Annotated in this window: 19 protein-coding genes; 13 read left to right on the forward strand and 6 right to left on the reverse strand. The window is 60.4% G+C overall.

Translation table 11 applies throughout. The features are described 5' to 3' along the window. Window positions 1-105: 105 nt before the first annotated feature. The 9 genes from H1B37_RS17160 to H1B37_RS17200 all read left to right on the forward strand — a co-directional run bounded on the left by H1B37_RS17160 (window position 106) and on the right by H1B37_RS17200 (window position 12,953). Window positions 106-726 (forward strand): TlpA family protein disulfide reductase, encoded by a 621-nt coding sequence (locus tag H1B37_RS17160; protein ID WP_220498247.1) that lies wholly within the window; start codon window positions 106-108, stop codon window positions 724-726. Then, on the forward strand, window positions 690-2,726 hold the full coding sequence (locus H1B37_RS17165; RefSeq protein ID WP_182867884.1) for a sensor histidine kinase: 2,037 nt from the start codon (window positions 690-692) through the stop codon (window positions 2,724-2,726). The genes H1B37_RS17160 and H1B37_RS17165 overlap by 37 nt, the downstream gene beginning before the upstream one ends. Then, complete coding sequence (locus H1B37_RS17170) at window positions 2,723-4,546, forward strand: hybrid sensor histidine kinase/response regulator (protein WP_182867885.1); 1,824 nt, start codon at window positions 2,723-2,725, stop codon at window positions 4,544-4,546. The genes H1B37_RS17165 and H1B37_RS17170 overlap by 4 nt, the downstream gene beginning before the upstream one ends. Next, window positions 4,543-5,733: a response regulator gene (locus tag H1B37_RS17175; RefSeq protein WP_182867886.1), complete on the forward strand. Its 1,191-nt coding sequence runs from the start codon at window positions 4,543-4,545 to the stop codon at window positions 5,731-5,733. The genes H1B37_RS17170 and H1B37_RS17175 overlap by 4 nt, the downstream gene beginning before the upstream one ends. 3 nt (window positions 5,734-5,736) lie before the next feature. Then, the gene (locus tag H1B37_RS17180) at window positions 5,737-6,975 is read left to right on the forward strand and encodes an HD domain-containing phosphohydrolase (RefSeq protein ID WP_182867887.1); all 1,239 of its coding nucleotides are present in this window, start codon (window positions 5,737-5,739) and stop codon (window positions 6,973-6,975) included. Window positions 6,976-7,220: 245 nt separating this feature from the next. After that, a complete protein-coding gene (locus tag H1B37_RS17185) occupies window positions 7,221-9,386 on the forward strand; it encodes a PSD1 and planctomycete cytochrome C domain-containing protein (RefSeq protein WP_182867888.1) in 2,166 nt (721 codons plus the stop codon). Between the two features lie 2 nt (window positions 9,387-9,388). Further along, window positions 9,389-10,795 (forward strand): DUF1501 domain-containing protein, encoded by a 1,407-nt coding sequence (locus tag H1B37_RS17190; RefSeq protein ID WP_182867889.1) that lies wholly within the window; start codon window positions 9,389-9,391, stop codon window positions 10,793-10,795. Between the two features lie 30 nt (window positions 10,796-10,825). Next, entirely contained in the window at window positions 10,826-11,872 is a 1,047-nt protein-coding gene (locus tag H1B37_RS17195) for an NAD-dependent epimerase/dehydratase family protein (protein WP_182867890.1), read from the forward strand. Then, on the forward strand, window positions 11,859-12,953 hold the full coding sequence (locus H1B37_RS17200) for a dihydrodipicolinate synthase family protein (RefSeq protein WP_286177845.1): 1,095 nt from the start codon (window positions 11,859-11,861) through the stop codon (window positions 12,951-12,953). Before H1B37_RS17195 ends, H1B37_RS17200 begins: the two co-directional genes overlap by 14 nt. 165 nt (window positions 12,954-13,118) lie before the next feature. On the opposite strand, the gene H1B37_RS17205 is transcribed toward H1B37_RS17200, so the two are convergent. After that, a complete protein-coding gene (locus tag H1B37_RS17205; protein ID WP_182867891.1) occupies window positions 13,119-14,093 on the reverse strand; it encodes a hypothetical protein in 975 nt (324 codons plus the stop codon). Window positions 14,094-14,215: 122 nt separating this feature from the next. Here H1B37_RS17205 and H1B37_RS17210 point away from each other — a divergent pair, with 122 nt between their 5' ends. Beyond that, complete coding sequence (locus H1B37_RS17210; RefSeq protein ID WP_182867892.1) at window positions 14,216-15,262, forward strand: hypothetical protein; 1,047 nt, start codon at window positions 14,216-14,218, stop codon at window positions 15,260-15,262. Window positions 15,263-15,316: 54 nt separating this feature from the next. Here the strand turns inward: H1B37_RS17210 and H1B37_RS17215 are convergent, their stop codons facing one another. Next, a complete protein-coding gene (locus H1B37_RS17215; protein WP_182867893.1) occupies window positions 15,317-15,610 on the reverse strand; it encodes a hypothetical protein in 294 nt (97 codons plus the stop codon). Window positions 15,611-15,714: 104 nt separating this feature from the next. On the opposite strand from H1B37_RS17215, the gene H1B37_RS17220 reads away from it, so the two are divergent. Both H1B37_RS17220 and H1B37_RS17225 read left to right on the forward strand, forming a co-directional pair. Next, a complete protein-coding gene (locus H1B37_RS17220; protein ID WP_182867894.1) occupies window positions 15,715-16,632 on the forward strand; it encodes a glycoside hydrolase family 16 protein in 918 nt (305 codons plus the stop codon). A 264-nt stretch (window positions 16,633-16,896) separates the two neighbouring features. Beyond that, window positions 16,897-17,895: an Acg family FMN-binding oxidoreductase gene (locus tag H1B37_RS17225; protein WP_182867895.1), complete on the forward strand. Its 999-nt coding sequence runs from the start codon at window positions 16,897-16,899 to the stop codon at window positions 17,893-17,895. A 61-nt stretch (window positions 17,896-17,956) separates the two neighbouring features. Here the strand turns inward: H1B37_RS17225 and H1B37_RS17230 are convergent, their stop codons facing one another. Both H1B37_RS17230 and H1B37_RS17235 read right to left on the reverse strand, forming a co-directional pair. Then, window positions 17,957-19,201 carry a PQQ-binding-like beta-propeller repeat protein gene (locus tag H1B37_RS17230; protein WP_182867896.1) on the reverse strand — a complete coding sequence of 415 codons (1,245 nt, stop codon included), beginning with the start codon at window positions 19,199-19,201 and terminating at the stop codon, window positions 17,957-17,959. 404 nt (window positions 19,202-19,605) lie between these two features. After that, on the reverse strand, window positions 19,606-19,794 hold the full coding sequence (locus H1B37_RS17235) for a hypothetical protein (RefSeq protein WP_182867897.1): 189 nt from the start codon (window positions 19,792-19,794) through the stop codon (window positions 19,606-19,608). Between the two features lie 422 nt (window positions 19,795-20,216). On the opposite strand from H1B37_RS17235, the gene H1B37_RS17240 reads away from it, so the two are divergent. Then, a complete protein-coding gene (locus H1B37_RS17240) occupies window positions 20,217-21,788 on the forward strand; it encodes a sulfatase family protein (RefSeq protein ID WP_286177847.1) in 1,572 nt (523 codons plus the stop codon). A 123-nt stretch (window positions 21,789-21,911) separates the two neighbouring features. On the opposite strand, the gene rtcA is transcribed toward H1B37_RS17240, so the two are convergent. Together rtcA and H1B37_RS17250 are read right to left on the reverse strand one after the other, a co-directional pair. Next, window positions 21,912-22,967 carry an RNA 3'-terminal phosphate cyclase gene (rtcA, locus tag H1B37_RS17245; protein ID WP_182867899.1) on the reverse strand — a complete coding sequence of 352 codons (1,056 nt, stop codon included), beginning with the start codon at window positions 22,965-22,967 and terminating at the stop codon, window positions 21,912-21,914. Between the two features lie 123 nt (window positions 22,968-23,090). Continuing rightward, window positions 23,091-24,596 (reverse strand): RtcB family protein, encoded by a 1,506-nt coding sequence (locus H1B37_RS17250; protein ID WP_436298388.1) that lies wholly within the window; start codon window positions 24,594-24,596, stop codon window positions 23,091-23,093. Window positions 24,597-24,608: the final 12 nt, after the last annotated feature.

A 24,608-nucleotide genomic window follows, 5' to 3' on the forward strand; every position in this document is an offset into this window, starting at 1 on the left:
ACGCCCTGCGGGATTCCCCTCAAAGCGCCATCGATCCGTTGCCACTCGACCGGCGGCGACCAACAGATAGTGATGGCGTCGAGTAATTAAGTGGGGGACAGCAGGATGAATTCACGGCCGGTTCTATTGATGACATTTGTCGCACTGTTCGCGATGGCGGCGATCGGCTTCGTTCAGCTGACCGATTATTCCAGTCGTCCGGGAAAGTCAGGGCAGGCGCCCCTGCGCGTGACCGACGTGCGGCTGAGCGACACCTCCTTGGCGGACGCATTTCCTGCGCCGGGCGTGCCGACCCTGCTGGTTTTCTACCACCCCAAATGCCCCTGCACCGTGGCGACCGTTCGGGTGTTGGAACGGTTGCAGCCGCGGTTTCGGCCGAAGCTTCGCATCACCGCCGTCGCTTATTGCCCCGGCGACCAGCAGGACACGTGGATCGAGTCCCGAACGACAACGGCGCTTTCTAAACTGGCCAGCTCGCAGGTCGTGGTGGATCGCGGCGGCAAACTTTGCAAACGGTTCGGCGTCTTTGTTTCCGGCCAGGTGCTGCTTTATGACGGCGAGGGTCGGCTGTCGTTCAGCGGCGGAATCACTCCCTATCGCGGACACGAGGGCGACAGTCCGTCATCCTTGGACCTGTTGAAACGAATCAACACGTCGCACGACGACTGTGGCTCGTGGCCCGTCTTTGGATGTTCGATGCTTTCGGATTCGGAGCGGCAGCGGTGACCGACAGTGCCCGGACGATCGAAAGCACCGACACGCTGTTTCGCAAGCGTTACAAGAAGGAATGTTTGCGGGTCAATAAATTCATCCAGTGGTTGATGGTCGCCCAGTGGTTGACGGGAATCGCGTTCGCCGCGCTGTATTCCCCGTTGACCTGGATCGGAAACGAATTCGAACCGCACGTTCACCTGCGGGCATCCGTTTTTATCGGCGGAGCCCTGTCCGGATTCGCGATCCTGTGGCTGCGAACCTACCCCACCGCCGCCCATACACGGCACGTGGTCGCGATCACACAAATGCTGTGGTCGGCGCTGTTGATCCATTTATCCGGCGGCCGAATCGAAACGCACTTCCACGTGTTTGCCTCACTGGCAATCCTCAGCATCTATCGTGACTGGACGATCTTGATCACGGCGACCGCCGTCATCGCGGTCGACCACTTTGTCCGCGGCGTGTTCTATCCGCTTTCGGCGTTCGGCATCGTGACCGAGAGCCCCTATCGCTGGATCGAACACGCCTTGTGGGTGCTGTTTGAAGTCGCGTTTTTGGCCCCCGGATGCCGACGATTACGCAATGAATTCCGTGAACTTTGCGCGCGGCAAACGGAGATTGTCGAAGCGAAACGGTCGGTGGACATCAAGGTGGAAGAACGCACCAAGGATCTGGTCAAAGCCAATTTGTTGCTGGCGATCAAGACCGCCGAAGCGGAAAAAATGGCCTTGGTCGCCAAATACACCGACAACGCGGTGGCGATCTCCGACGGCGATGCCAACGTCGAATGGGTCAACGAAGGCTTCACCCGCATCACCGGATTTGAACCCGACGAGATCATCGGTGCCCCGGAGTTCGGGTTTCAATTCGGCGAAATGACGTGCCCGCAAACGCTGGCCGACATGCGGGGTGCCATCGACGACAAACAGGCCTTCAACGCAGAATTCATCAGTTACCGCAAGGACGGAACGCCGTATTGGATGGCGATCGAACTGCGTCCGATTCCCGGCAACGACGGAACCACCGAGCGATTCATCAGCATCCAAAGCGATATCACCGATCGCGTCGAAGCGGAGCGGCAAAACCGGTTGCTGCAACAAGAAATCGTCGACGCCTCGCGCCAAGCCGGCATGGCCGAAGTCGCCACGGGCGTCTTGCACAACGTCGGCAACATCCTCAACAGCGTCAATGTTTCCGCCTCGGTCATCCGAAAACAATTTGAAAACAGCGCCCTGGAAAATTTGGAAAAGGCGACCGACCTGATTTCCGAATACGAATCTTCACTGGCCGAGTTCATCGAGCACGACGACCGCGGCAAAAACCTTCCCAAGTATCTGGTGCTGGTCGCCCAGTCGCTACGCAACGAACGCGTGTCGGTCGGCCGCGAGATCGGCGACCTGACCAAAAACATCGAACACATCAAAGAAATCATCGCCGTCCAGCAGACCATGGCCAAAACGTCGGGGCTGCAACAAGAACTCCATGCCAGCGAAATCATTCGCGACGTCCTGACGGCAAACAAAGAATCGTTGACCAATCACGCCATCGAGGTCATCGAAGAGGTCGAAACGCCCGAACCGACGTTGATTTCCGATAAGCACCGGATCTTGCAAATCCTGATCAATCTGGTCTGCAATGCCAAAGATGCACTGCTGGAGGCGGACGTGCCCCGGCCGAGGATCCTGCTGCGAACCTGGACACAGCGGGAAGATGTCTATTTCGAAGTCACCGACAATGGCATCGGGATTCGCACCGATGACATCAACAAAATCTTCCAGCACGGCTTCACGACGAAAGCCCACGGCCACGGATTCGGGCTGCACAGCAGCGCCAACGCGGCCACCGAGATCGGCGGACGGCTTTCGGCAACCAGCGAGGGCATCGGAAAGGGGGCCCGGTTTGTCTTGCGGGTGCCGGTCGACGGGCGTGACAGCGCCGAGAAACATGACCGGGACGCCCCCAGCGCTTCCGACAGAGATTTGTCGCCTTTCGATTCGGGAGAATACGCATGAGTGGCCCCGAAGCGACGGTCGAGCATCTGCTGGTGATCGACGACAGCGAAACGATTCACAACGATTTCCGCAAGATCTTTGCCACGCCCGCTCCACAGGACGAATTGTTGGCCTTGGACGCGGCCTTGTTCGGCGAGACGCCGCCGCCCCGCAAACCGGCGCCGACCTATCAGCTGAGTTGCGCCAGCGGCGGACTGGAGGGGCTTCAACTGGTTCATCAGGCCAAACAACGCGGCATCACCTTCGGAGCGGCCTTCGTCGACATGCGAATGCCGCCGGGATGGGACGGCGTGCAAACCATCGAACGGCTTTGGCAAGTCGATCCGGATCTGCAAGTCGTCGTTTGCACCGCGTATTCGGATCAAAGCTGGACCGAAATCGCCGAGAGAATCGGACGCACCGACAAACTGCTGGTACTGAAGAAACCGTTTGATGACATCGAAGCGATTCAACTGGCGACGTCGCTGTGCGAAAAACGTCGTCTGCTCCGCGGTCACCGGCAAAACCTCGATGACCTCAAACAGGTCGTCGCCTCACAGAAATCAAAACTCGATTCGGCCCATCACGACGCAGAGGTGCTGATCGCTTCCATTCCCAGCATTCTGATCTGCTTGGACCGGAATGGATGTGTGACTTGCTGGAATCCCCGCGCCGAAAGCACGTTCGACATCCCTGCCGATGACGCGATCGGCAAAGCGATGACCGAATTGCCGATCGCATGGACCGGCGGGACTCGGCTACAGGACTTCCACAGCGGCCAGATGTCGAAAGCCCCCGAGCAGGGTGAGATCCAATTTGTGGACCGCCACGGCCGCAAACGCACGCTCGACGTCCGCATCAGCCCGCTCAGCCAGACGGCCTCCGGCGCGACGTTGTGGGTCGCAACCGATGTCACTCGACAACGATTCATCCAGGATCAACTCGATCAGTCGCGGCGTTTAGAATCCGTCGGGCAACTCGCCGCCGGGGTGGCCCACGAAATCAACACACCGATGCAGTACATCGGAGACAACGTTCGCTACGTCGCCAAAACAATGGATCGATTGTCGCGGTTGCTCGAATTGCTGCCGGCATTGGCCGACGAAACCGTCTCCGACGCCCAATGGATCCAGTTGCGTCACTCCATCGATCAAGCGGGCGACGCCCAGAAAATCCGTTCGTCGCTGGAGCAGATTCCGGACGCCTTGGCGGACTCGATTCAAGGCGTCCAGGCGGTTACGAAAATCGTTGCCGCGATGAAGGAGTTCTCCCACCCCGGAACGGGCAAGACCACCAAACTGTGCCTCAATCACGTGCTGCGGTCGACCATCACCGTTGCCCGGAATGAATGGAAATACGTCGCCGACCTGGAAACAGACCTGGAAGACAACTTGCCGGCGATCGACGGGTTGCCCAGCGAATTGAACCAAGCATTTCTGAACATCATCGTCAACGCATCTCACGCGATCGGCGACCGCATCGACCGACGAGAAATCGCCAAGGGAAAGATTTCGATCGCGACCCGCAGCTTGGATGACAGCGTCGAAGTGACGATCGCCGACAACGGTGGAGGCATCCCGGATGAGGCCCGCAAACGCGTCTTCGAGCCGTTCTTTACGACCAAGGCGGTCGGCAAGGGCACCGGCCAGGGGCTGGCGGTCGCCCATTCGGTCATCGTCCAAAAACACCGGGGCAAACTCTGGTTCGACGTTCAAGAAGGCACCGGGACGACCTTCACGATCCAGATCCCCCGCGTGTCGCTCGTGGCCCAGACGCCTCCTTGGCTCAGTGAAGTAACGTTACCGGCGACGTTTTCCGAATCGATCGGAGTGCGTCCATGAAGATCCTGCTGGTTGACGACGAAGAACGCGTGCTGCGTGGCGTGTCGCGGTGGATCGAAGGTGAAATCGGCCAGTGGCAGGTCGTCACGGCGGCCTCCGCCGCCGAAGCGCTGCGATTGCTGGAGTCGGGAGACTTTGATGTCGTTGTCAGCGAGATGCAGATGCCAGGGATGGACGGAGCGGAATTGTTGAGCCGGGTCGAACAACGTCACCCCGACGTGTTCCGCATCGTCCTGTCCGGTCAAGCAAACCGCAACACCGCGCTGACCGCCGTTCAGCCGATGCATCAATACCTGTCCAAGCCCTGTGATTTGAATGTCTTGGTCGACGCCATCAAGCGGGCCGAAACGTTTCAAGCGACCATCACGTCGGCGGCGGTCTTGGACGCGATCGGCCAAGCGAACCGATTGTCGTCGGTCCCGGAAGTCGTCAGCGAGATCAACCAGGTCCTGGCGGGCGAAAGCTGGAACGCACAATCGATCGCGAACATCGTCACGCGTGACCCGATCCTCAGCGCCCGAACCTTGCAGGTCGCAAACTCGGCCATCTTCGCATTGCCCTACCCGGTGCTGGATGTCAATCACGCGGTGTCTCTGGTCGGAGCCGATGTGATCCTGGGGCTGGCACTGTCACAAGCAGTCATGCTGCGCAGTGTCGACGAAATCGCCATCCGGTCTTCCCACGCGTTGTTCAATCATTCATTCCAGGTCGCGGTGTTGGCCAGAGAATTTACCCGCCACCTTCACCCCAGCGATGACACCTATGGGGCGGTGTTCAGCGGCGCGTTGTTGCATGACATCGGAAAACTGATCCTGATGGACACCTTTCCCGACCAGTATTCCAAACTGCAAAGGGCCTCTGTCGCGGAGAACCGCCCGCTGTGGGAATTGGAACTTGACAGGTTCGGAGCGACGCATCAGGGCGTCGGTGCCTACCTGCTCGCGCTGTGGGGGATACCGGCCGCGATCGTCGAAATCGTCGCAGCGCACCACAGTTTTGACGTCTGCTCACGCCGCAGCCTGGACTGCCAAGTCGTTTACGCCGCGAATTGGCTTTATCACGGCGGTGATGAAGACATCATCGATCGCGGCCTGAAATCCGCCAATGACAGGGCCCAAGCGACCGCGTTGGCAAAGCAGTTATTGAAATGGAAACACGACGCTCAAATCATGGCAGTTCAAGAGTAATCGATGAGTAACCAACGAATCCTGTTCGTCGACGACGATGCGAATCTGTTGGGCGGGATCAAACGCCAACAGGGCGACGAATTCGACCTGACGACCGCGCTCGGCGGCGAAGAAGCCTTGCAGTTGATCGACCGACACGGACCGTTCGCCGTTGTCGTCTCCGACATGCGGATGCCCGTCATGAACGGCATCGAACTGCTCAAACGCATCCGGAAACTCTGCCCCGACACCGTGCGGATCATGTTCACCGGATTCGCCGAACTCGATTCGACGATCGAAGCGATCAATGAAGGACACCTTTTCCGCTTCCTGGCCAAGCCTTGTACCGGAAAAGACCTGGCGGCATCACTTCACGACGCGCTGCGGCAGCACGCGTTGATCGAGGCAGAGCGTGAGTTGGTCGAAGGAACCTTGCACGGCAGCGTCAAAGTGCTCAGCGAAGTGCTGGGTTTGGTCAGCCCGTTGGCTTTCGGGCAATCGACACGTGTCCGCGCGATCGTTGACGGCATCTTGAAACGCGTTCCGATTCCAAATCAGTGGCAATTGGAAATCGCCGCGATGCTTTCCTCGCTCGGTTGTGTCACCCTGCCAACGGAGGTGCTTGAGAAAAAACTGGACGGCGGAAGCATCGCCGTGGAGGAAGAACGGCAGTTTGCCAAGCATCCCAAGCTCGCCGCAGACCTGCTCAAGGCGATCCCTCGGATGGAACAGGTTTCCCGGATCATCCAACTGCAAAACGTCGACATCGACGTCGCCTCGGTCGACGGCATCCCGGTCCCGATCGAATCTCGCGTGTTGAAACTGGCCATCGACTTCGACTTCAAAGAACGGTTCTGCGATAGCCCGCTGCATGCGCTGAACGAACTGAAAGAAAACCGAGCGGCCTATGATCCGACGTTCTTCGCCGCACTGGAAGACTTTGTCAAACGAGAACGAAATTTTCATCACGTCAAATTGAACTTCCACGAAGTCGTCCAAGGCATGGTGCTGGCCGAAGACATTCGCTGTCAAACGGGCACGTTACTGATGAGCAAGGGCCAACGCTTGACCGGTTCGGCCATCCGCCTGTTGGAAAATTTTTACAAGAACAAAAGTCTGAGCGGACCGCTGAAAGTGATCGTCCGCAGTGATGCCGGCGATGTCGAGCACGAGTTTCGGCCCCTCGGCGGCCCTTCCGCGGAAATCCCGCCGACACCGGAAATCCCGCTGCCACCGATCGAGATTCCACTTTCGGACCTCTGATCGATCGGGGGATCGTTGAGGCGAGAGTACGATGTCCTTTTTAGGTCGCCGCGGGACGCGCCAGCGGACGACGCCCCGGAAGGGCGGTCGTACTTTGGAGAGGCGAGGCACCACCGCCTGTGGCCGCGAGATTCGACACGCGGTCGGTCGGCTGATGCGGTACAATGTGAGTCCCGCCCCAGCCCTCCCCCCCACACTACGGTGCAGCCGTCGTGCCTACCCCCAGCGTCCATCGAGCATTCGTCTTGGCAAACGCCGTCATGGCCTTGATCTGTTGCGGCAGCGGAATCGTTCCCGCCGCCGAGCAAGACGCCGAATCGATCGAATTTTTCGAACGCAAGATCCGTCCGGTCCTTGTATCACGCTGTTACGAGTGTCACTCGGCCGATGCCGACGTAATCCAGGGGGGCCTGCGCGTCGACGATGCCCAAGCGATGTTGCGGGGCGGCGACTCGGGGGCGGCGGTTTCGCCCGGCCGACCGGCCACCAGCTTGTTGTTGACCGCGTTGCGCTACGATGGCATGGAAATGCCACCGGATGAACCGCTGCCGAAACACGTGATCCGCGATTTCGAAACCTGGATCCGTTCCGGCGCCGCCATGCCGGACCTGGCTGCCGAAAGTGATTCACGCCATGAACCCGTTACGGAACCGGGATTCGATTGGGACCAGGCGAAACAGTTTTGGGCCTTTCGCCCACCGACGCTGCATCAGCCCCACGAGATCGAAGGCCACGACACCGACCGATCGTCATGGGCGGCGACGAAGACCGATCGATTCGTCCTTGCGCGGCTTTCCCAACACGGACTGTCTCCCAACCCGGCGGCGTCCAAGTCGACGTGGTTGCGACGCGTCAGTTTTGATCTGGCCGGATTGCCGCCGACGATCGACGATGTCGACGCCTTTCTGGCCGACGACTCCCCCGACGCCAAGCTCCGCGTGGTCGACCGATTGTTGGCGTCGCCCCGACATGCCGAACGCTGGGCGCGTGTTTGGCTGGATGTCGCGCGGTTTGCCGAAGACCAGGCGCACATCGTCGGCAACAACGACTCGCTGACTTACCCGAACGCGTATCTGTATCGTGACTGGGTGATTGGGGCCTTTGCCGCCGACATGCCCTACGACGAATTCGTCCGGGACCAACTGGCGGCCGACCTGCGACACCCCGCCGACCCCGACCAACATGTCGCGCTCGGTTTTATCGGACTGGGTCCCAAGTATTACCGCCGCGGCGATCCGGAAGTGATGGCCGATGAATGGGAGGACCGCATCGACACCGTTTCGCGTGGGTTGCTGGGATTGACCGTCGCTTGCGCCCGCTGCCATGACCACAAATTCGATCCCGTGCCGACTGCGGACTACTACGCGATCGCCGGCGTTTTCGCCAGTACCGAGATGTTCAATCGGCCGCTGGATGATTCGGTCGAAACCAAGGCGGGCCAAGCGAAGAAACCGCAAGACGCCATGCACATCGTTCGCGAAGGCAAACCACGCGATCTGAAGGTGATGATCCGCGGCGATGCCAAACGGCTGGGCGAATCGGTCCCGCGAGGTTTCTTGACCGTGCTGGAATCGACGGACGATGAAGCCAGACAGGACGATGGGTTTCAAAACGGCAGCGGCCGAGCGGCGTTGGCCGATGCGATCGCGGATCCCACGAATCCGCTGACGGCCCGCGTGATCGTCAATCGTGTTTGGCGCCAGTTGATGGGAACGCCTCTCGTAGCAACCCCCAGCAACTTTGGTGCGCTCGGCGCCCCGCCGTCCCACCCGCTGCTGTTGGATGACTTGGCGGTTCGGTTCATGAACGCGGGATGGTCGTTGAAGTGGTTGCAGCGAGAAATCGTCTTGTCATCCGCCTACGGGCAAAGCAGCGAGATCGATCCGGCAAAATCCGAGCTCGATCCGGACAACCGCTGGCGTTGGCGGATGCCTCGGCGGCGCCTGAGTTTGGAAGGTTATCGGGATGCCATTCTGGCGGCTTCCGGACGACTTGATGCGACCGTGGGTGGCCCTTCGATCGATCCGCAAGACACATCAACGGGGCGGCGGACGGTTTACAGCCAGGTCAGCCGATTGGATCTGAACCCGATGTTGGCTCGGTTTGATTTTCCGGACCCGAATGCGCACAGCCCCGGCCGGCACGAAACGACGACTCCGCTACAAAAACTGTTTTTGCTCAACAGCCCGTTCCTGATTCACCATGCGGCGAGGCTCGCCGACCGCATCCGAAGCGGGGATCCGACCGATCGCGGGCGGATCGAGTTTGCCTACCGACTGCTTTATGGCCGACCACCCGGCGACGAAGAACTCGGCCTGGCGGAAACCTTTGTCGCCGACGGCAGTGACGAGCGTTGGAACGGGCTCGCACAAACGCTGTTGATTAGCAACGAAATGTTTATGTTGGATTGACCATGCACGATACTTTTTCCCGCCGTCGTCTGTTCCTCCGCAGCGGAGCCGGTTTCGGGTCCGTGGGACTGATGTCGGCGCTGGCATCCGACCGAGTGTTCTCGGGCGATCCTTCGGTCGGCGACGGCTTGCATCACGCCGCACGCGCCAAGCGTGTGATTTTTTTGTTTATGAATGGCGCGCCGTCTCACGTCGACACGTTTGACCCCAAACCGATGCTGGCCAAACACGCCGGTGAATCCCCCAACGACCATTCGATCGACAAAAAGAATCGCGCCGGCGGGTACATGCCATCGCCGTTCAAGTTCGCCGCCCACGGTGAAAGCGGCGTCGTGATGAGTGAGCTGTTCCCCAAGTTGGCCGACCATGCGGACGACTTGTGCGTCGTGCGTTCGATGCACACCGACGTGCCCAACCATGAACCGGGGTTGTTGTTGATGCAATCCGGTCACCAACAACCGACGCGGCCCAGCATGGGGTCGTGGTTGTCGTATGGCTTGGGCAGTGTAAACGCCAACCTGCCTTCGTTCATCGCGCTCTCACCCGGATTGCCCGTCGTCGGCCCGCAACTCTGGTCCAACGCGTTTCTGCCCGGACAGCACCAAGGCGTTGAGATTGACACGAATCATTCCGACGTGGAAAAATTGATTCACAACATCCGCCACCCGCACTTGTCACGATCCGACCAACGCCGGCAACTGGACTTGTTGCAACAACTGAACCAGATTCACCGGCAGCAACGCCCCGGCGAAGCATCCTTGGAAACGCACATTCGGTCGATGGAGATGGCGTTCCAGATGCAACGGGAAGCGTCCGAAGCGTTTGATTTAGAGCGTGAGAGCCAGCCGACGCGGCGGGCATACGGAGATTCCGAATTCGGCCGGAGCTGTTTGTTGGGTCGGCGGTTGCTCGAACGCGGCGTCCGAGTCGTCCAAGTCTTTTACGTGAAAAAGAACAGCAAACAGCCTTGGGATACCCACCGGAACAACAACTCCGGTCACGAAAAATTATGTGCCGACGCCGATCAAGTCACCGCGGCACTGTTGTCGGACTTGAAAAGCCGTGGGATGTTGGACGACACGCTGGTGATCTGGGGCGGTGAGTTCGGACGGACTCCCTATGCCCAAGTCGACAAGGACAAGGATCCCAAGAAAGCGGGCCGCGACCATCACCACACGGGTTTCTCGATGTGGCTGGCCGGAGGCGGCGTTCGCGGCGGATTGATGCACGGAGCGACGGACGATTTTGGGATGCACGCGGTCGAACAACGCGTCCATGTCCACGACCTGCACGCCACCGTCATGCACCTGATGGGCATCGACCACACCCGACTGACCTACCGCTATTCCGGACGCGACTTCCGCCTGACCGATGTTCACGGTCGCGTCGTCGACGACTGGTTCGCGTAAACTATCCCACTGACCCAACCACAGCAGCACATGACCACCACCGCCGGCCTGCCCGATCGGATCACGGACGAATCGCAATTGGAGGCGTTGTTGGTGACGCCGTCGGCGGAGCTCGTTGAATTTGCCGCGTCGCTTTCCGGTCCGATCGTTGTCCTGGGGGCCGGCGGCAAGATGGGGCCGACGCTGGCCGCCCGTGCGCAAGCCGCGATCGATCAAGCCGGGGCCGATGCCCATGTCGTCGCGGTCAGTCGATTCTCCGACCCGGCCGCCCGCGAGTGGCTCAGCAGGCGTGGAGTCCAAACGGTTGCCGCGGATTTGCTGTGCCAAGATTCGCTGTCGCAATTGCCCGACTCAAACACAATCGTGTATTTGGTCGGTTCGAAATTCGGAACCCGGCAAAACCCGTCGCACACCTGGGCCGTCAACACGATCGCGCCGGCGTTTGCGATGCAACGCTATCCCACCGCCACCTTCGTCGCATTGTCCACCGGAAACGTCTACGCGTTCTCGCCGGTCGACCGGGGCGGTTCACTGGAATCCGATCCGCTCGCCCCGGTCGGCGAATACGCCTACGCGGCGGTCGGACGCGAACGCATCTTCGATCACTTCTCGCGACTGGCCGACACTCCGGTTGCCATGATTCGTTTGAACTACGCGACCGATCTGCGCTACGGCGTGCTGACCGACTTGGCGGCCAAAGTCGCGCGCGGAGAAACGATCGACCTGACGCAAGGCTATTTCAACTGCATCTGGCAAGGCGACGCGAACGATCTGATCCTCCGCGCGTTACCACTGGCCGAGTCGCCTCCCCGACCGATCAACCTGACCAGCGTTGAAACCTTTTCGGTTCGTGAGGTCGCCACACGGATCGCTGAACTGATGAATTGCAGCGTTCGATTCAGCGGCCAAGAATCCGAGACGGCGCTGCTGAGCAATGCCTCGCGGTGCACCGAACTGCTCGGCGCCCCGGCGACACCGATGGACCAGGTGATCCGCTGGACGGCGGATTGGGTCCAGCAGGGCGGACGGTTGTTGGGCAAACCGACTCACTTTGAGGTTCGTGATGGTGCCTTCTGACGGAATCAATCCCGACGCGCCGATGCCTCCGTCCTGGGTGACCGAGGCGATTCGCAGCGGAATCGTGATTCCCGCGCATCCGCTGGCACTCGATCCCGACGGGAACTTTGACCGGCGCAGCCAACGCGCGCTGACACGCTACTACCACGCCGCCGGCGCCGGTGGTTTGGCGGTCGGCGTCCACACCACGCAGTTCCAGATTCGCGAGCCCCAGCACAATCTGCTGCACCCCGTGCTCAGTCTGGCCGCCGAAACGGCCCGCGAATTGGACGCGGCCGGCGACCGGCAAACGGTCTTGATCGCAGGGATCTGCGGCCCGACCGACCAGGCTGTCGCAGAAGCGGAACTGGCCCGCGATCTCGGCTATCACATCGGATTGTTATCGCTGGCGGCGCTGTCCGATGCGAGCGACGATCAACTGATTCGGCACTGCCAGGCGGTCGCGGGGCGGATTCCGATCTTCGGGTTTTACTTGCAGCCCGCCGTCGGTGGGCGAGTCCTGTCGCTGGATTTTTGGAGACGGTTGGCGGGGATCCCCAACCTGATCGGCATCAAGATCTCGCCATTCGATCGATACAAAACACTGGACGTCGTTCGCGCGGTTGCTGAGGCACGTCGCGGGAACGATGTCGCACTGTACACCGGCAACGATGACACCATCGTCATCGATCTGTTGACCGACTATGAAATCCACATGAACGGTTACGCGAAACGGTTGCAGATCGTCGGCGGTTTGCTGGGGCACTGGGCCTGCTGGACTCAAAAGGCCGTCGAATTGCTGCAGACCTGTAAAAGCGCTCGTCAGTCGGATCAGATGCAACGCGGATTGTTGACGTTGGCGGCCCAGGTGACCGATTGCAACGCCGCGTTGTTCGATGCCGCGGGCGGGTTTGCCGGTTGCATCGCGGGCATCCAAGACGTGCTGTTTCGTCAGGGATTGCTATCCAGCCCCCGATGTTTGGATCCCGACGAACGACTCTCACCGGGCCAACGCGAAGAGATCGATCGGGTTTACAACGCCTACCCGCATTTGACCGACGACGAATTCGTCACCCGCAACCTGGGCAGTTGGATGGGCTAAAAAGGATCCCCGTGGGATAGGCTTCCAGCGTGTCGTTATCGCATTTTTCAGTCGCGGAACTCGCCCAGCGTTTCGCTCGGCCTTTGCGAATCGCCGAACGTCTTGGCGACTTCCGCTACGACGCTTCCCGGTCATTCATCCGCGGCACCCTCGTCCACTCCACAATCACCAGACCGCGACGACATTGACCGGCGCGTTGATCGACGATCGAATCCATTTCAAGCACAGGTCAAACGGTTGGCCGATGCCTTCGCGGAAATCCGTCTCTTTGCCGCCGACCTGCAAGCATGCGGCTTGGTTGCTGATGCTCCACGCGGAACCCGACGTGCCCTGGCAAAACGTGTCGACGTCACAGCGACCGACGCGAACACAGTCGTCCAGGATTCGCGATCCCAACTGAAACCCATCCGGAAAGACTTCTTCGCCGGTAAAGGCGTGATCGCCGTCGGGCGGATAGGTGCGACCGCGTCGATGTCCCATGACCGCGCGGTGGACTTGGCGAACACTCATCAACGGAATCGCCGGCGGGTCAATGCTTTCGATCAATCCACAGCGTCGCAGTTTGTCCTCGATCTCCTCTCGATCGCCGACGATCTCCAGCACGGCCAGGTCCAGGTGTTCGCGTTTCGGCGGTGTCTTGAGACGTCGACATCGAAGTGTGACGGTCGGATTCATCCGGACCGAAACGATTCGCAGTCGGGTCTGGTCAAACAGATGGGCGACCGTGGCGAGCCCCCAGCGGACTTCGCCGTCGTCCGTTTTCCAGCGCAACAAGAATCCGGTCGTCGCGGTGCGATCGTCAAGTTTCACATCAGCGCCCGTGGGGACGTAGTCGCCAAGTGATTCGACGTCCGATCGAATCCGCAGCCGATCGAATTTGCCGTCGCTGCGTTTCAGCCGGATCTCAAAGTGCGCGGGAACTCGCTTCGTCTTTGCCACACGGCGACATTTCTGCGGCAGATAGACCCGGATCGCAAGTTGTCGCCCCGTGGGTCTACCGGCGGTGTATTTTTGCCCGATCCCGATTTCGCTCGACTGCCCCGTGATCCGTTTGACATGACGCTTGGCGGTCACGGCGACGCGTCGCCACTGGTCCGCGTTCAGCTGGTCGTATCGCTTGATCGTTACCGCCGACATCATTCGTCCAATCCCACCAACTGTTCTGACAGGCCGGTCACTCGCTGTGGGTGAACCAGCACTCCCCCCAGACCCGATACCCCCCGTGGGAACCTACTTTGTCGAACCATGGACGGGAGACAGAAATGCGTCACAAATCTTGGGCGGGGACGCTGCTGGCAGCGACCTTGTTGGCGACGACCGTTTGGAACACGGGATGCGCGCCACGGGTGAGGGTTCGACAGGCGCCCGGTCCTGATGACACCGGCATTCGGTACTACCGCCCCAAGCCGTACCTGCGGGTCGAACCGGGCGGCAGCGTGGTGACCCAGGGCAAGGTTTCGACCACGACGCCCAGCGACGAGTTCATCGCCATCTCTCTGGAGTACCTGCCGGACTTTTCCGAAGAGTATTCGATCGACGTGCGTCCCGGATTGGGAACGGCCAATGTCTCGGTCGGGTTGACTGACGGATGGAACCTGACGTCGCTGAATCAAGAGCTGGATTCACAGTTTGATGAAAACGTCAAAGCGATCGCCGACTTGGCCAAGGCGGGCACGGGTTTCATCCCCTCGGCCAAACATTCCGGCGGCGGCGTCCCGGGCAGCACACAGAAGTTTGTCGTCGCGGCGACCAACGTTCCGATCGGGTATTACGAATCGGTGATCAGCAAAGACGCCTGCGGCAAGAAGCGACTGTACGGCTGGCGGTACATCGGATTCCTACCCTTCAGCCCCTGTCCGACCGAGATGTGCGGCGGTCAACAATTGCCTTGCGGCGCCGTGCCCTCGGATCTATTTGGAATGGTGTTCGACAACGGCGTGATGACATTCAAACGGCTCGACGCGATCCCCGAGGTCGCCGACACGACGCGGCAAAGCGTCAGCACGGGGCAGTTCGTCGTCAGTGCGTCCCGGCAGGAAAAACTTGATGCCATGGCCGGCGCGATCCAAAAAGCGATTCTTCAAAACGACGGCATCGAATCGATCGTGCAGGTTAACCAAGGTGACGACAGCATGTCCGTGCAGTGGGACATCGAGTTGTTGGGGACGATCGCAAAGAACACGACGCGAGAACGTTTCATCAAGTCACTCGTCCAACACGAAGCCGTCGAACAGGCACTACACGATCTGGGCGACCCGATCCCACAGATCCATCCGATCGCCGGCCTGGCGGTGCCGACAACGAAGTAGCGTTGCCCGTCCATCGGGCCAATCATGCCGGTAGTGCAGCCTGGTGTTTTGTATTCAGGCGGTCTGCGAACGCCGACGTCGCGTTACCGCTGCCGTGCCGATTGCAGCCCGTATCAACACGGCCGACGGTTCCGGGATCGCCGTGATCTGCTGGATCGAAAAGGCATCCACCGCAGGCGATCCGTCCTCTCCGCTGACGATCAGGCGATAGGTGTCGGCACTGGATGTATTGAAATTCAACGTCTTGGTCACAAACCCGCTGCCGGTCGGCACGTCAAACACACTGCCTCCGCCGAGGATCGAGTTAACGCCGCGAACGATGTCGATCCGCACGCTCGCGTCGTCCAACAAATCGGCGGTCGCCAGTTGGAACGAGAGTTGAAAGGAATCCGCGTCGAGCGTCAGATCCTGCCAAAGGGTAGCGACGTCGGGCGACGTCGGGCGCCGTCCCCATGATCAATGATTGGTCGCCATCGAGCGGCGTCGGTGGTGACGCTCGTGTGATCAGCACGGCCGACGCCGAGGCCGAATCGACGACCCAGCCCACGCCGATGGTTTGCCCGGGTAAGAAAAAGTCGAAAGCACTGGTGTCCGGAATCTCAAACGATCCGTTGGTCACCACCGCAGCGGGTGCCGACATCGGCTGGACGCATGACGTGGGTGGGCACGGCTTCGGCAATGGGCAACTGGAGTACAACACCGATCGACTCGAGAACGCTTACGTCCACGATGGCAACCTGGTCATCGAAGCTCGCAGGGAAGCGTATCGGGGAAACGCATTCACTTCGGCGAGGATCCACACTCGCAGCGGGTTTGCGTTCCGGTACGGAGACCTGGAAGCGAGGATCAAGTTGCCCGACACGGCCGACGGAATTTGGCCCGCGTTCTGGATGCTCGGCAACAGTTTCCCGGAAACGGTGTGGCCCAAATGTGGTGAAGCCGACATTCTGGAAATCGGCGGCAAGGATGGCATTCAAAAGGAACTTCAGCATCGCAAGATCAATTGCGCCTTGCACTTTGCCGGCGTCGGCGAAGAAAAGACCAGCTTGGTCGAATGGTTCGACGCTCCGGAAGATCTGCACCTGGATTACCACCTCTACAGGATCTCATGGACACCGACACACATGAAGTTTTTCTTGGACGGCAAAGAGTTCGGTTCGTGGGACATCACCGCCCCCGAGATGCAGGAGTATCACCAACCCTATTTCCCGATCCTGGACGTCGCGGTCGGCAGTTGGACGCATTCGTACACGGGACTCGACAGGCCAGAAAAAATCACGGCGACGTTTCCGGCCAGAATGTACGTGGATTGGATCCGGCTGTATGGTCACCCCAAAACCAAGGTCTATCTGGGGGGTGAGTTGCAGTAGCTGGACTGCATCACTCTCTGCCGGAAGCGGTTGGTCAAAGCGTGTTTCTGCGGACGCAGCGACATTTTATATATTTTCCTGCGCGACCCTGCGACGCTACACTGAAGTTGCTCGAATGGTATTCGATCACACGACACTGGCGGTGATCGGTCCAGCCTTCGATGATGCGCAACGTGTGACGACCGGTTTGCCCGCCACGTATTAGGACAACGTCCGCCGACTTCAACTCGGTGATTCCACGCTTCTAATCCAGGCAATGATCCGATGAACACGATTGCGCAACCGAAACCCTCCGTCAGTCTTTCCGACCGACTGCTCGATGCCGTGGGGCATGCGATCAAAGCTCCCTCGGGGCACAACACCCAGCCGTGGTTGTTCCGCTTGAAGTCCGGTCAAGTGGAACTGTTAGCCGATCCGCGACGGGCCTGTCCCGTGGTCGATCCCAACAACCGCGAGCTGACGATCAGCTGTGGTGCGGCACTGTTTTACTTGACACTCGCACTGCACTGCGATGGTTTGGCCACCATGGTACGTGTGCTGCCACTTGGTAGTGAAGAAAACGTGATCGCACGGGTGATGGTCGCCGGACCGCATGTTCCCAGCGACGACGAACAGTCACTGTTCGATGCGATCCCCAAGCGACGCACCAACCGATTCCCGTTCAGCAAGCAAGACGTCGATCCCGAGTTGCAATCCGAATGGATCAATGACGCTAAATCCGAACGCGCTTGGATTCACTTGATCCACGCCGAGCGAGAAAAGCATGCCGTTGCGGATCTGATCAGCGAAGGTGACCGCCAGCAGGCCAGCGACAAGCACTTTCGACGCGAGCTTGCCAAATGGATTCATTCCAACACCAGCTCGCGACGTGACGGCATTCCGGGCTACTCGCAAGGCGTCAGCGATTTCGCGTCGCACTTCGGCTGGTTGGCTGTTCGAACCTTCGACTGGGGCGACGGGCAAGCGGCCAAGGATCGACAGCTTGCCGAAGGTTCACCGCTGTTGGCCGTGATCGGGACCGAGGGAGACACGCCGGCCGATTGGATCAAATGTGGCCAAGCGCTCGCCAAGATCTCGCTCCGCGCCGCCTCCTGGTCGGTCGACGCATCGTACCTGAATCAACCGATCGAAGTCCCGCGATTGCGAACCAAGTTGGCCGAGTTGATCGGTACCAACGCACACCCACAACTCCTGCTTCGCCTGGGCTACGGCAGTGAAGTCAAACCGACACCTCGGCGGAGTGTGGAGGACGTGCTCGTCTGACCCCCGACCCCTTTTCGCGCCCAATCGCCACGGCCTCCTCGTTTTCAAACAGAACCTGAGCTTAGCCGCGGACGTCGTAGCACCAAACGGTGCCGCCGTGACGGATCATCAACTTGCCGTCGACGATGATGGGGTAGGTCCACGCCTTGCCCTTGACTCCCGTCGGCGCGCGGGGGGGCGTGAATCGGGTCAGTTCTTTGTAGCCTTCTCCGGTGGCCTCGATCACCGCCACATCGTTGTTCTCGCCGTGCAAAAAAATCTTTCCATCGGCGTAGCACAGCGAGGCGGCGCCGATCCCGCGATCTTGCCACTTGATGTCGCCGCTTTCGAAGTCGATACAGATCTGGGTGGGGCCCGACGTACCGAACAGCATGCCGTCGACCAGGATGTTGCCGCCCATTCCCGAGGGCATCGTCCGTCCGAAATAAATTTCCTCGGGTTCAGACGCGTCGGCTGAGACACGAACCAGACCGCCGCCGACACGGCCCGCACCGGTATAGACAAGGTTGCCGCTGACGACCGGGGTCTGCACATTGGCATCTTTGTCCGATGTGCCCGTGTATCGCCAAAGCAATTCGCCAGTCTCTGCATGGAGTCCAACTACACCTTTGGAGAGAAACAACACGTACTGCTTCGTTCCCGCGATCGTTGCGACGACCGGAGATGAGCATCCGGCATCATCCGCTTCGGCAAGCGACGCCTTCCAAATCGGCTGGCCGTCGGATTTGTTCAGCGCGACAACCGTCGCCTCCGATCCGCCGGGTGAACAGATCAATGCGTCGCCGTCGATCAGCGGCGATTCGGCGTAGGCCCATTTGCCCGGCTTGCCACCGAATTCGGACCGCAGATCCTTTGACCATTTGATCGAACCCGACTTGGCATCCAAGCAGGCCAGATCGCCATCGGAGCCCAGTGCGTAGAGCTTTTCGCCATCGATGGTCGGCGTCGACCTTGTGCCGGGGTACTGCGGCCCCTGGTTCTTGCCCACCGGACCGATCTTGGTCGTCCAAAGCTTTGATCCATCGGAAAGTGACAGCGCGATGACCTGCTCAGCGTCCATGCCCTGGTTGCAGATCACGTACGCGACCCCATCGGCAGCCGACGGCGTCGAGTAACCGTCGCCGAGGCCGTCGGTTTGCCAAAGTAATTTGGGCCCCCCTGCGGGCCAGGAATCCAGGAGTCCCGACTCGGAGGATTTTCCATCTCGCTCCGGGCCTCTCCATTGAGGCCAATCGTCAGCAGGGGCGAGTGTGTACGCGAGCGTCAACAGAACCGGAAGTCCTGCAAGTCGGGTGATAATTCTCATGGATCTACCTCGGCAATCGAATGAAGACACAATTCCTGGCATGATTCTACCGAGATTGACCGATTGCGGTGCCGTTGAGCATTCTCAGCAACGAGGGGAAATCAGCAGGTCAAGGCCGCAAACGAACCGCCTCGGAGGTCGTGCGGTTTTTAACCTCGGATTTGACAGGCGTTTACGACTTCACCCTCCCTGGCAGGGAGGGTCGCGGAGGAGCGAGCGACGACGCGGGGAGGGTTGATCCGCGATTCGATGTGACCAAAGGACACAAGCTTGTTTGGCAATTCACCGTACGACCTCCCCTCGCTGCGCTCGACCCTCCTGCCAGGAGGGTGATTTCCAAAAACCGCACGAGCCTTAAGAGGACGGCGACCGTCCGGCCCAGGCGAAAATGAAGCGGCGGTAGACTACAGGTCGTCGTCCTCGACGACCTCCAGCTGATCCATCGCGTCGTTGGCGTCTTCAAAGCTGTGGTAGGGGCCGGGGTCGACCAACGCGCCGCCTCGGGCCGCGGCGGCGTCTTCGGCCGATTGGCCCGGCAGCACGTCGATCACTTCAAATCCGGCTTCGATTTCGATGATTGCATAGTTGGCCATGACGTTTCCTCCTTTCGGGTTTCGGATCGTTCTGACAAACTTCGCGCGACGAAGTGGCACGGGCATGCGTGTTGGTGTTTGGCCTTGAGGCGATTCCCGGTCGCTGCTTCGCAGCGACAGTGGGCTTTGGCTGACCTCCCCGGGACGCTCCTGGCAAGGACGTCGCAGGCTGTCCACCAACCGTTGCTCCGTTCCGTTTTACCAACTCCTACGCGGCCGGGAAAATGCAGCAATTGCTGTGCCAACCAGCCGCGATTTGACTTTGCGCCGCGCAGCAAAGAAACTACCGGCTCGGACGGCCTTGGTGGATCGCCAGATCGATCCCCACGTCCAATGCCCCTCCCGTCGACGCACGCGAATTCAACATGCTTCAGCCTTTTGCCCCCACGCTCCCCGGGTGCCACCGATCATCTCCCCTTCGATTGCGATCCTCCATCGCAACACTCGCATTGGCAGCGGTCGCGATACTCGCGGTGCTCACCGGCACCCCACCGGTCGGTGCCGCCGGCGGCGATCACCCCAACATCATCTTTATCCTGGCCGATGATCAGGGCTTTGGCGACGTCGGGGCGCTCAATCCGGACTCCAAGATCCCCACGCCCAATATCGATCGGATCGCCAACGAGGGCATGATCTTTGGCGACGCCCACACGTCGTCTTCGGTGTGCACGCCGACGCGTTACAGCGTGCTGACCGGGCGCTACCACTGGCGCACGCATTTGCAGAAAGGCGTCTTGGGAGGTTTTTCCAAGCCGCTGATTTCGCCGGGTCGATTGACGATCGCATCGCTACTGAAACGCCAAGGCTACACGACCGCCGGGATCGGCAAGTGGCACCTGGGCTGGGATTGGCCGCTGAAAGATGGTGGCACCGCCGATGACGGAGGCGATTTTTCAAAGCCGTATGCCAAAGGCTGGGACGTCGACTACGAGGGCGAGATTCAAAATGGCCCCAACGACCTGGGCTTCGATTACTTCTTCGGCATCAGCGCATCGCTGGACATGCCCCCCTATGTCTACGTCCGCAACCGCGTCCCGGTCCAGAAAGCGACGGTCACAAAGGGGTTCAACCGCAAGGGCCCGGCGGCGGCGGATTTCGAAGCGGTCGACGTGCTGCCCAAGATCACCGATGAAACCGTCCGCTTCATCAACGATCACGCCGATGCACCGCAGCCCTTCTTCATCTACTTTCCGCTCAACGCACCCCACACTCCGATCGTGCCGACCGACCAGTGGCGCGGCAAGAGTGGGGTCAATGTCTACGCCGACTTCACCATGCAAGTCGACGCGACCGTCGGCAAGGTCCTCGACGCACTCGATGCAAATGGCATCGCCGACGAAACCCTGATCGTCTTCACCACCGACAACGGCTGCTCGCCGGCGGCCAAGATCGGTGAACTCGAAGCCGCCGGGCACGACCAAAACTACATCTATCGCGGACACAAAGCCGATATCTACGAGGGCGGACACCGCGTCCCGTTCGTCGTCCGCTGGCCCGGCAAAGTCAAACCGGGATCGCGGACCGAGCACCTGGTCGGACAAATCGACTTTCTGGCCACCGCGGCGGAAATCACCGGCGCAACCATCCCGGCCGATGGGGCCGAAGACAGCGTGTCGTTCCTGCCGACGTTGCTGGGGAAAGCCGACCAGCCGGCCCGCAACTCGATCATCTCGCAATCGATCGGCGGGCAGTTTGCGATCCGTGACGGCCAGTGGAAGCTGTGCGTGTGTCCGGGGTCGGGCGGTTGGAGTCGTCCACGACCGGGACGCGATGACATGACCGATCTGCCGCCGATGCAGTTGTACGATCTGGCCAGCGATCCGGGCGAAGAAAACAATCTGATCGCTCTGCATCCCGATCGAGTTGCATCGATGATGGCCATGTTGCGTCAAACGATCGACGACGGGCGAACCACCGCCGGTCAGAAGTTGGAAAACGATGTCGACGTCGTGATGGTCAAACCGCTGCCACCTAAGCCGCGGGCCAAGCGGTAGCACGTGGTAGGTCGTCGGTATTGAATTAACCCACGGATGGCAAGGCGTACCCGCGGATGTCAATCAGCCAGGGATCCGTGGGGACGCCTTGCCATCCGTGGGTGTGATCCGCTTCTTTCCCAGTCACGGTCCGAACTTCACTCGCACGTTGCCGTCGTCTTCTTCGCTGACCTCGATCTGGATCGGCAGGAATCGCTTCAGCACCGCCAGGTGCGTTTGGCTGTGCAACGAAAGTGGTCCGGTGCGGAAGGTGCTGGTGTGGCCTTGCGCGGCAGCCAGCCCCATCGGCATCATCAATTGATCGGCCAGGTATTCGCCGACGGGAACGCGTCGGGCCAAGTGGGCGCGGACTTGCTTGAGCAACGAACGCGCGACGTGCTCCGCTTTGACGCCCAGCTTGCCGTGGCCGATAAACAGCTCCGTCAACGACGGTCGCTCGATTTCGATCATCACCACGTTCCCCGGGCCGATCGGATCGTCGACTTCGATCACGTCATAGCTGGCGTCGCCCCAATTCGCCTTGCGACGAATCGTGTCGCATTGACGCTCGGCGATCGTTCGCGGCAATTGGCTGACGATCGCCGTGACCTTGGGCGTGTAGCTCGACTCACCATCCATCAACTCAAAACCGGTCAACGAGGCTTGCGGCCGGACGTCCAGTCGGATCTCGCCACCGCCGGCCGGATAGAAGCCGTGTCGGACGAGCGAGGCATCGACCTGTGGACCTGCTTTAGCCAGTTGTGGCAGGTAGCAGCGCTGCAGGAAATCCAACGGCGGCGCCCACGGGTTGTGGGTGCCGCCGGTCAACGTGACCGTGGACGGTGTGGCGGCAAACGTCAGCGCGGGCAAAACGGTTTGCGCGACCAGCGACGTGCTTCCGGCGGTGCCGACGGCGAATCGAAACGCACCGCCGCGAAGCCCGCCGGGTGTGAATTCCAGCCAGGAACTGCGGAGCGTGTCACCGGCGATTTCCGCGCCGCTGACTTCGGCGGCGGCGCGCACCGCGGTCAAGTGTTGACGCATCAGCCCCGGTTGCTTGCGGCCGGCGCGGATGTTCTCCAGGCGGATGGGCGTTCCGGTGACGGCAGCGAGTGCCAGCGACGAGCGGATGATTTGGCCGCCGCCCTCGCCCTGCGAGCCGTCGATCGTGATGCGTGGTTTGGTTGTGGGTTGAAGCATGAGTTTGGAAAGGGGGGGAGATGCCAGCACGTGGCGTCAGCCAGTGGCGGGCGGTTGTGTTCGGTCGACGCCCACGTTGTCACAGGGTGTGGCCGCTCGCTCACCGGTCCGCTGGCGTGGTTGTCAGTCATCGGCCTTGCTGGCGTCTTTGATTACGAATCGGGCTTTCAAACGTGCCACCTCGCTGGCCAAGCCTGCTTTCTTGACACTTGCAAGCACTTCGTTGAAATCCTTGTACGCCGCCGGCGCTTCGTCTTTGGGATAGAAGCGGCAATTGCTCAGGATATCGTGATCGTCCAACTCCGAATCGATCGTTGATTGATCCAGCGTACGTTTGGCCTGCTTGCGTCCCAGGATCCGTCCGGCGCCGTGGTTGACGCTGAAGCACGACGCCTCGGCACCTTCATCGGCCACCATCACCGCCGATCCGTCGCGGGGGTTTCCCGGCAACAGGATCGGATGCCCGGTGTGGGCAAACGGGGTTCCGGCCAGTGCATGGTGACCGCCGGGAAACGCACGTGTCGCTCCCTTGCGGTGCACCCACGATGGGACATTGTTGACGATCTCCCTGCGCGCGATGTTGTGGCTGATAAAGTAAACCAAGTCTCCGCGCGTTCCGGGAATCACCTCCTGGAACGCTTCCAGTACGAGGGCGTTGATCAGCAAATGGTTCACGGTGGCAAAGTTTGCCCCCAGCGCCATGTCGTCCAAGTAGTCGTTGGCCTCGTCGGATCCCAGCGGTGCGTACACAAGCTGTCGATCACCGGCCGGCAGCGGAATGCTCCAGCGGTTGAACTTTTCTTGCAGCGTCTTGAACTGACCCGAGGCCAAGTTGTGACCGAATCCTCGTGACCCGCAATGCGACAGGAAGGCGACTTTGCCGTCGCGCAGCCCGAAGGTTTCGGCGACCGACTTCGATCGATCGTCATCGCCGACCTCGACAACTTCGCATTCCCCGAAGTGGTTGCCGCCTCCGTAGGAACCCAGTTGAGTCATCTTGTCAGCAAAGTTGGTCATGTGGCGTTGGCCGGTCAGCCAATCCAGTCGCGATCCGAGCGCGTCTTGGGTGTCATCGTGACCGACGTGGAACGAGTCTTCGCAGCGGTCGGCCCAATTGCTGGGGATCCCCAGTTGCTGGCAGACCGATTCGCTGGCCCCTTCGATCACCGCTTGCATTCCGAGCGTTCGGTTCACGCGTCGCCCGTCGGGGACGCTTCGCTGTCCTTTTCCGGCACCGGTGGGCGTGCGTTTGCAGATCGCAGCGATCAGTGCGCGGCGGGTCTTGCGGTCCTCGATCACATCCGCCGGCACGTCCAATTGCAGCAGACTCATCGAGCACTTGATGTCCACTCCCACCGGTCCGGGGTAGACGTGTGAGGGCGAAACCATCACGCATCCGACCGGCGCGCCGTAACCGCAGTGGGCGTCGGGATTGAGCACGACGTCGGTCACGCCCGGTGCGGTCCGCGAATTGATCGCCTGTTGGATGCACAGGTCATCGAACGTTGCTCGGATCGCCTCGGTTCCGATCACCTTGATCGGGGCGGTTGTTTCGGTCGGCAGGATCGCGGTCGCTTCGCCGGTGGAGATCATCGGCGGGGCCGTTCGGGCGTGCGTCGTCGTCGTCATGAGATTTCCGTT

This window comes from Stieleria mannarensis (assembly GCF_014154935.1).
In the GTDB taxonomy this organism is placed as follows: Bacteria; Planctomycetota; Planctomycetia; order Pirellulales; family Pirellulaceae; genus Stieleria; species Stieleria mannarensis.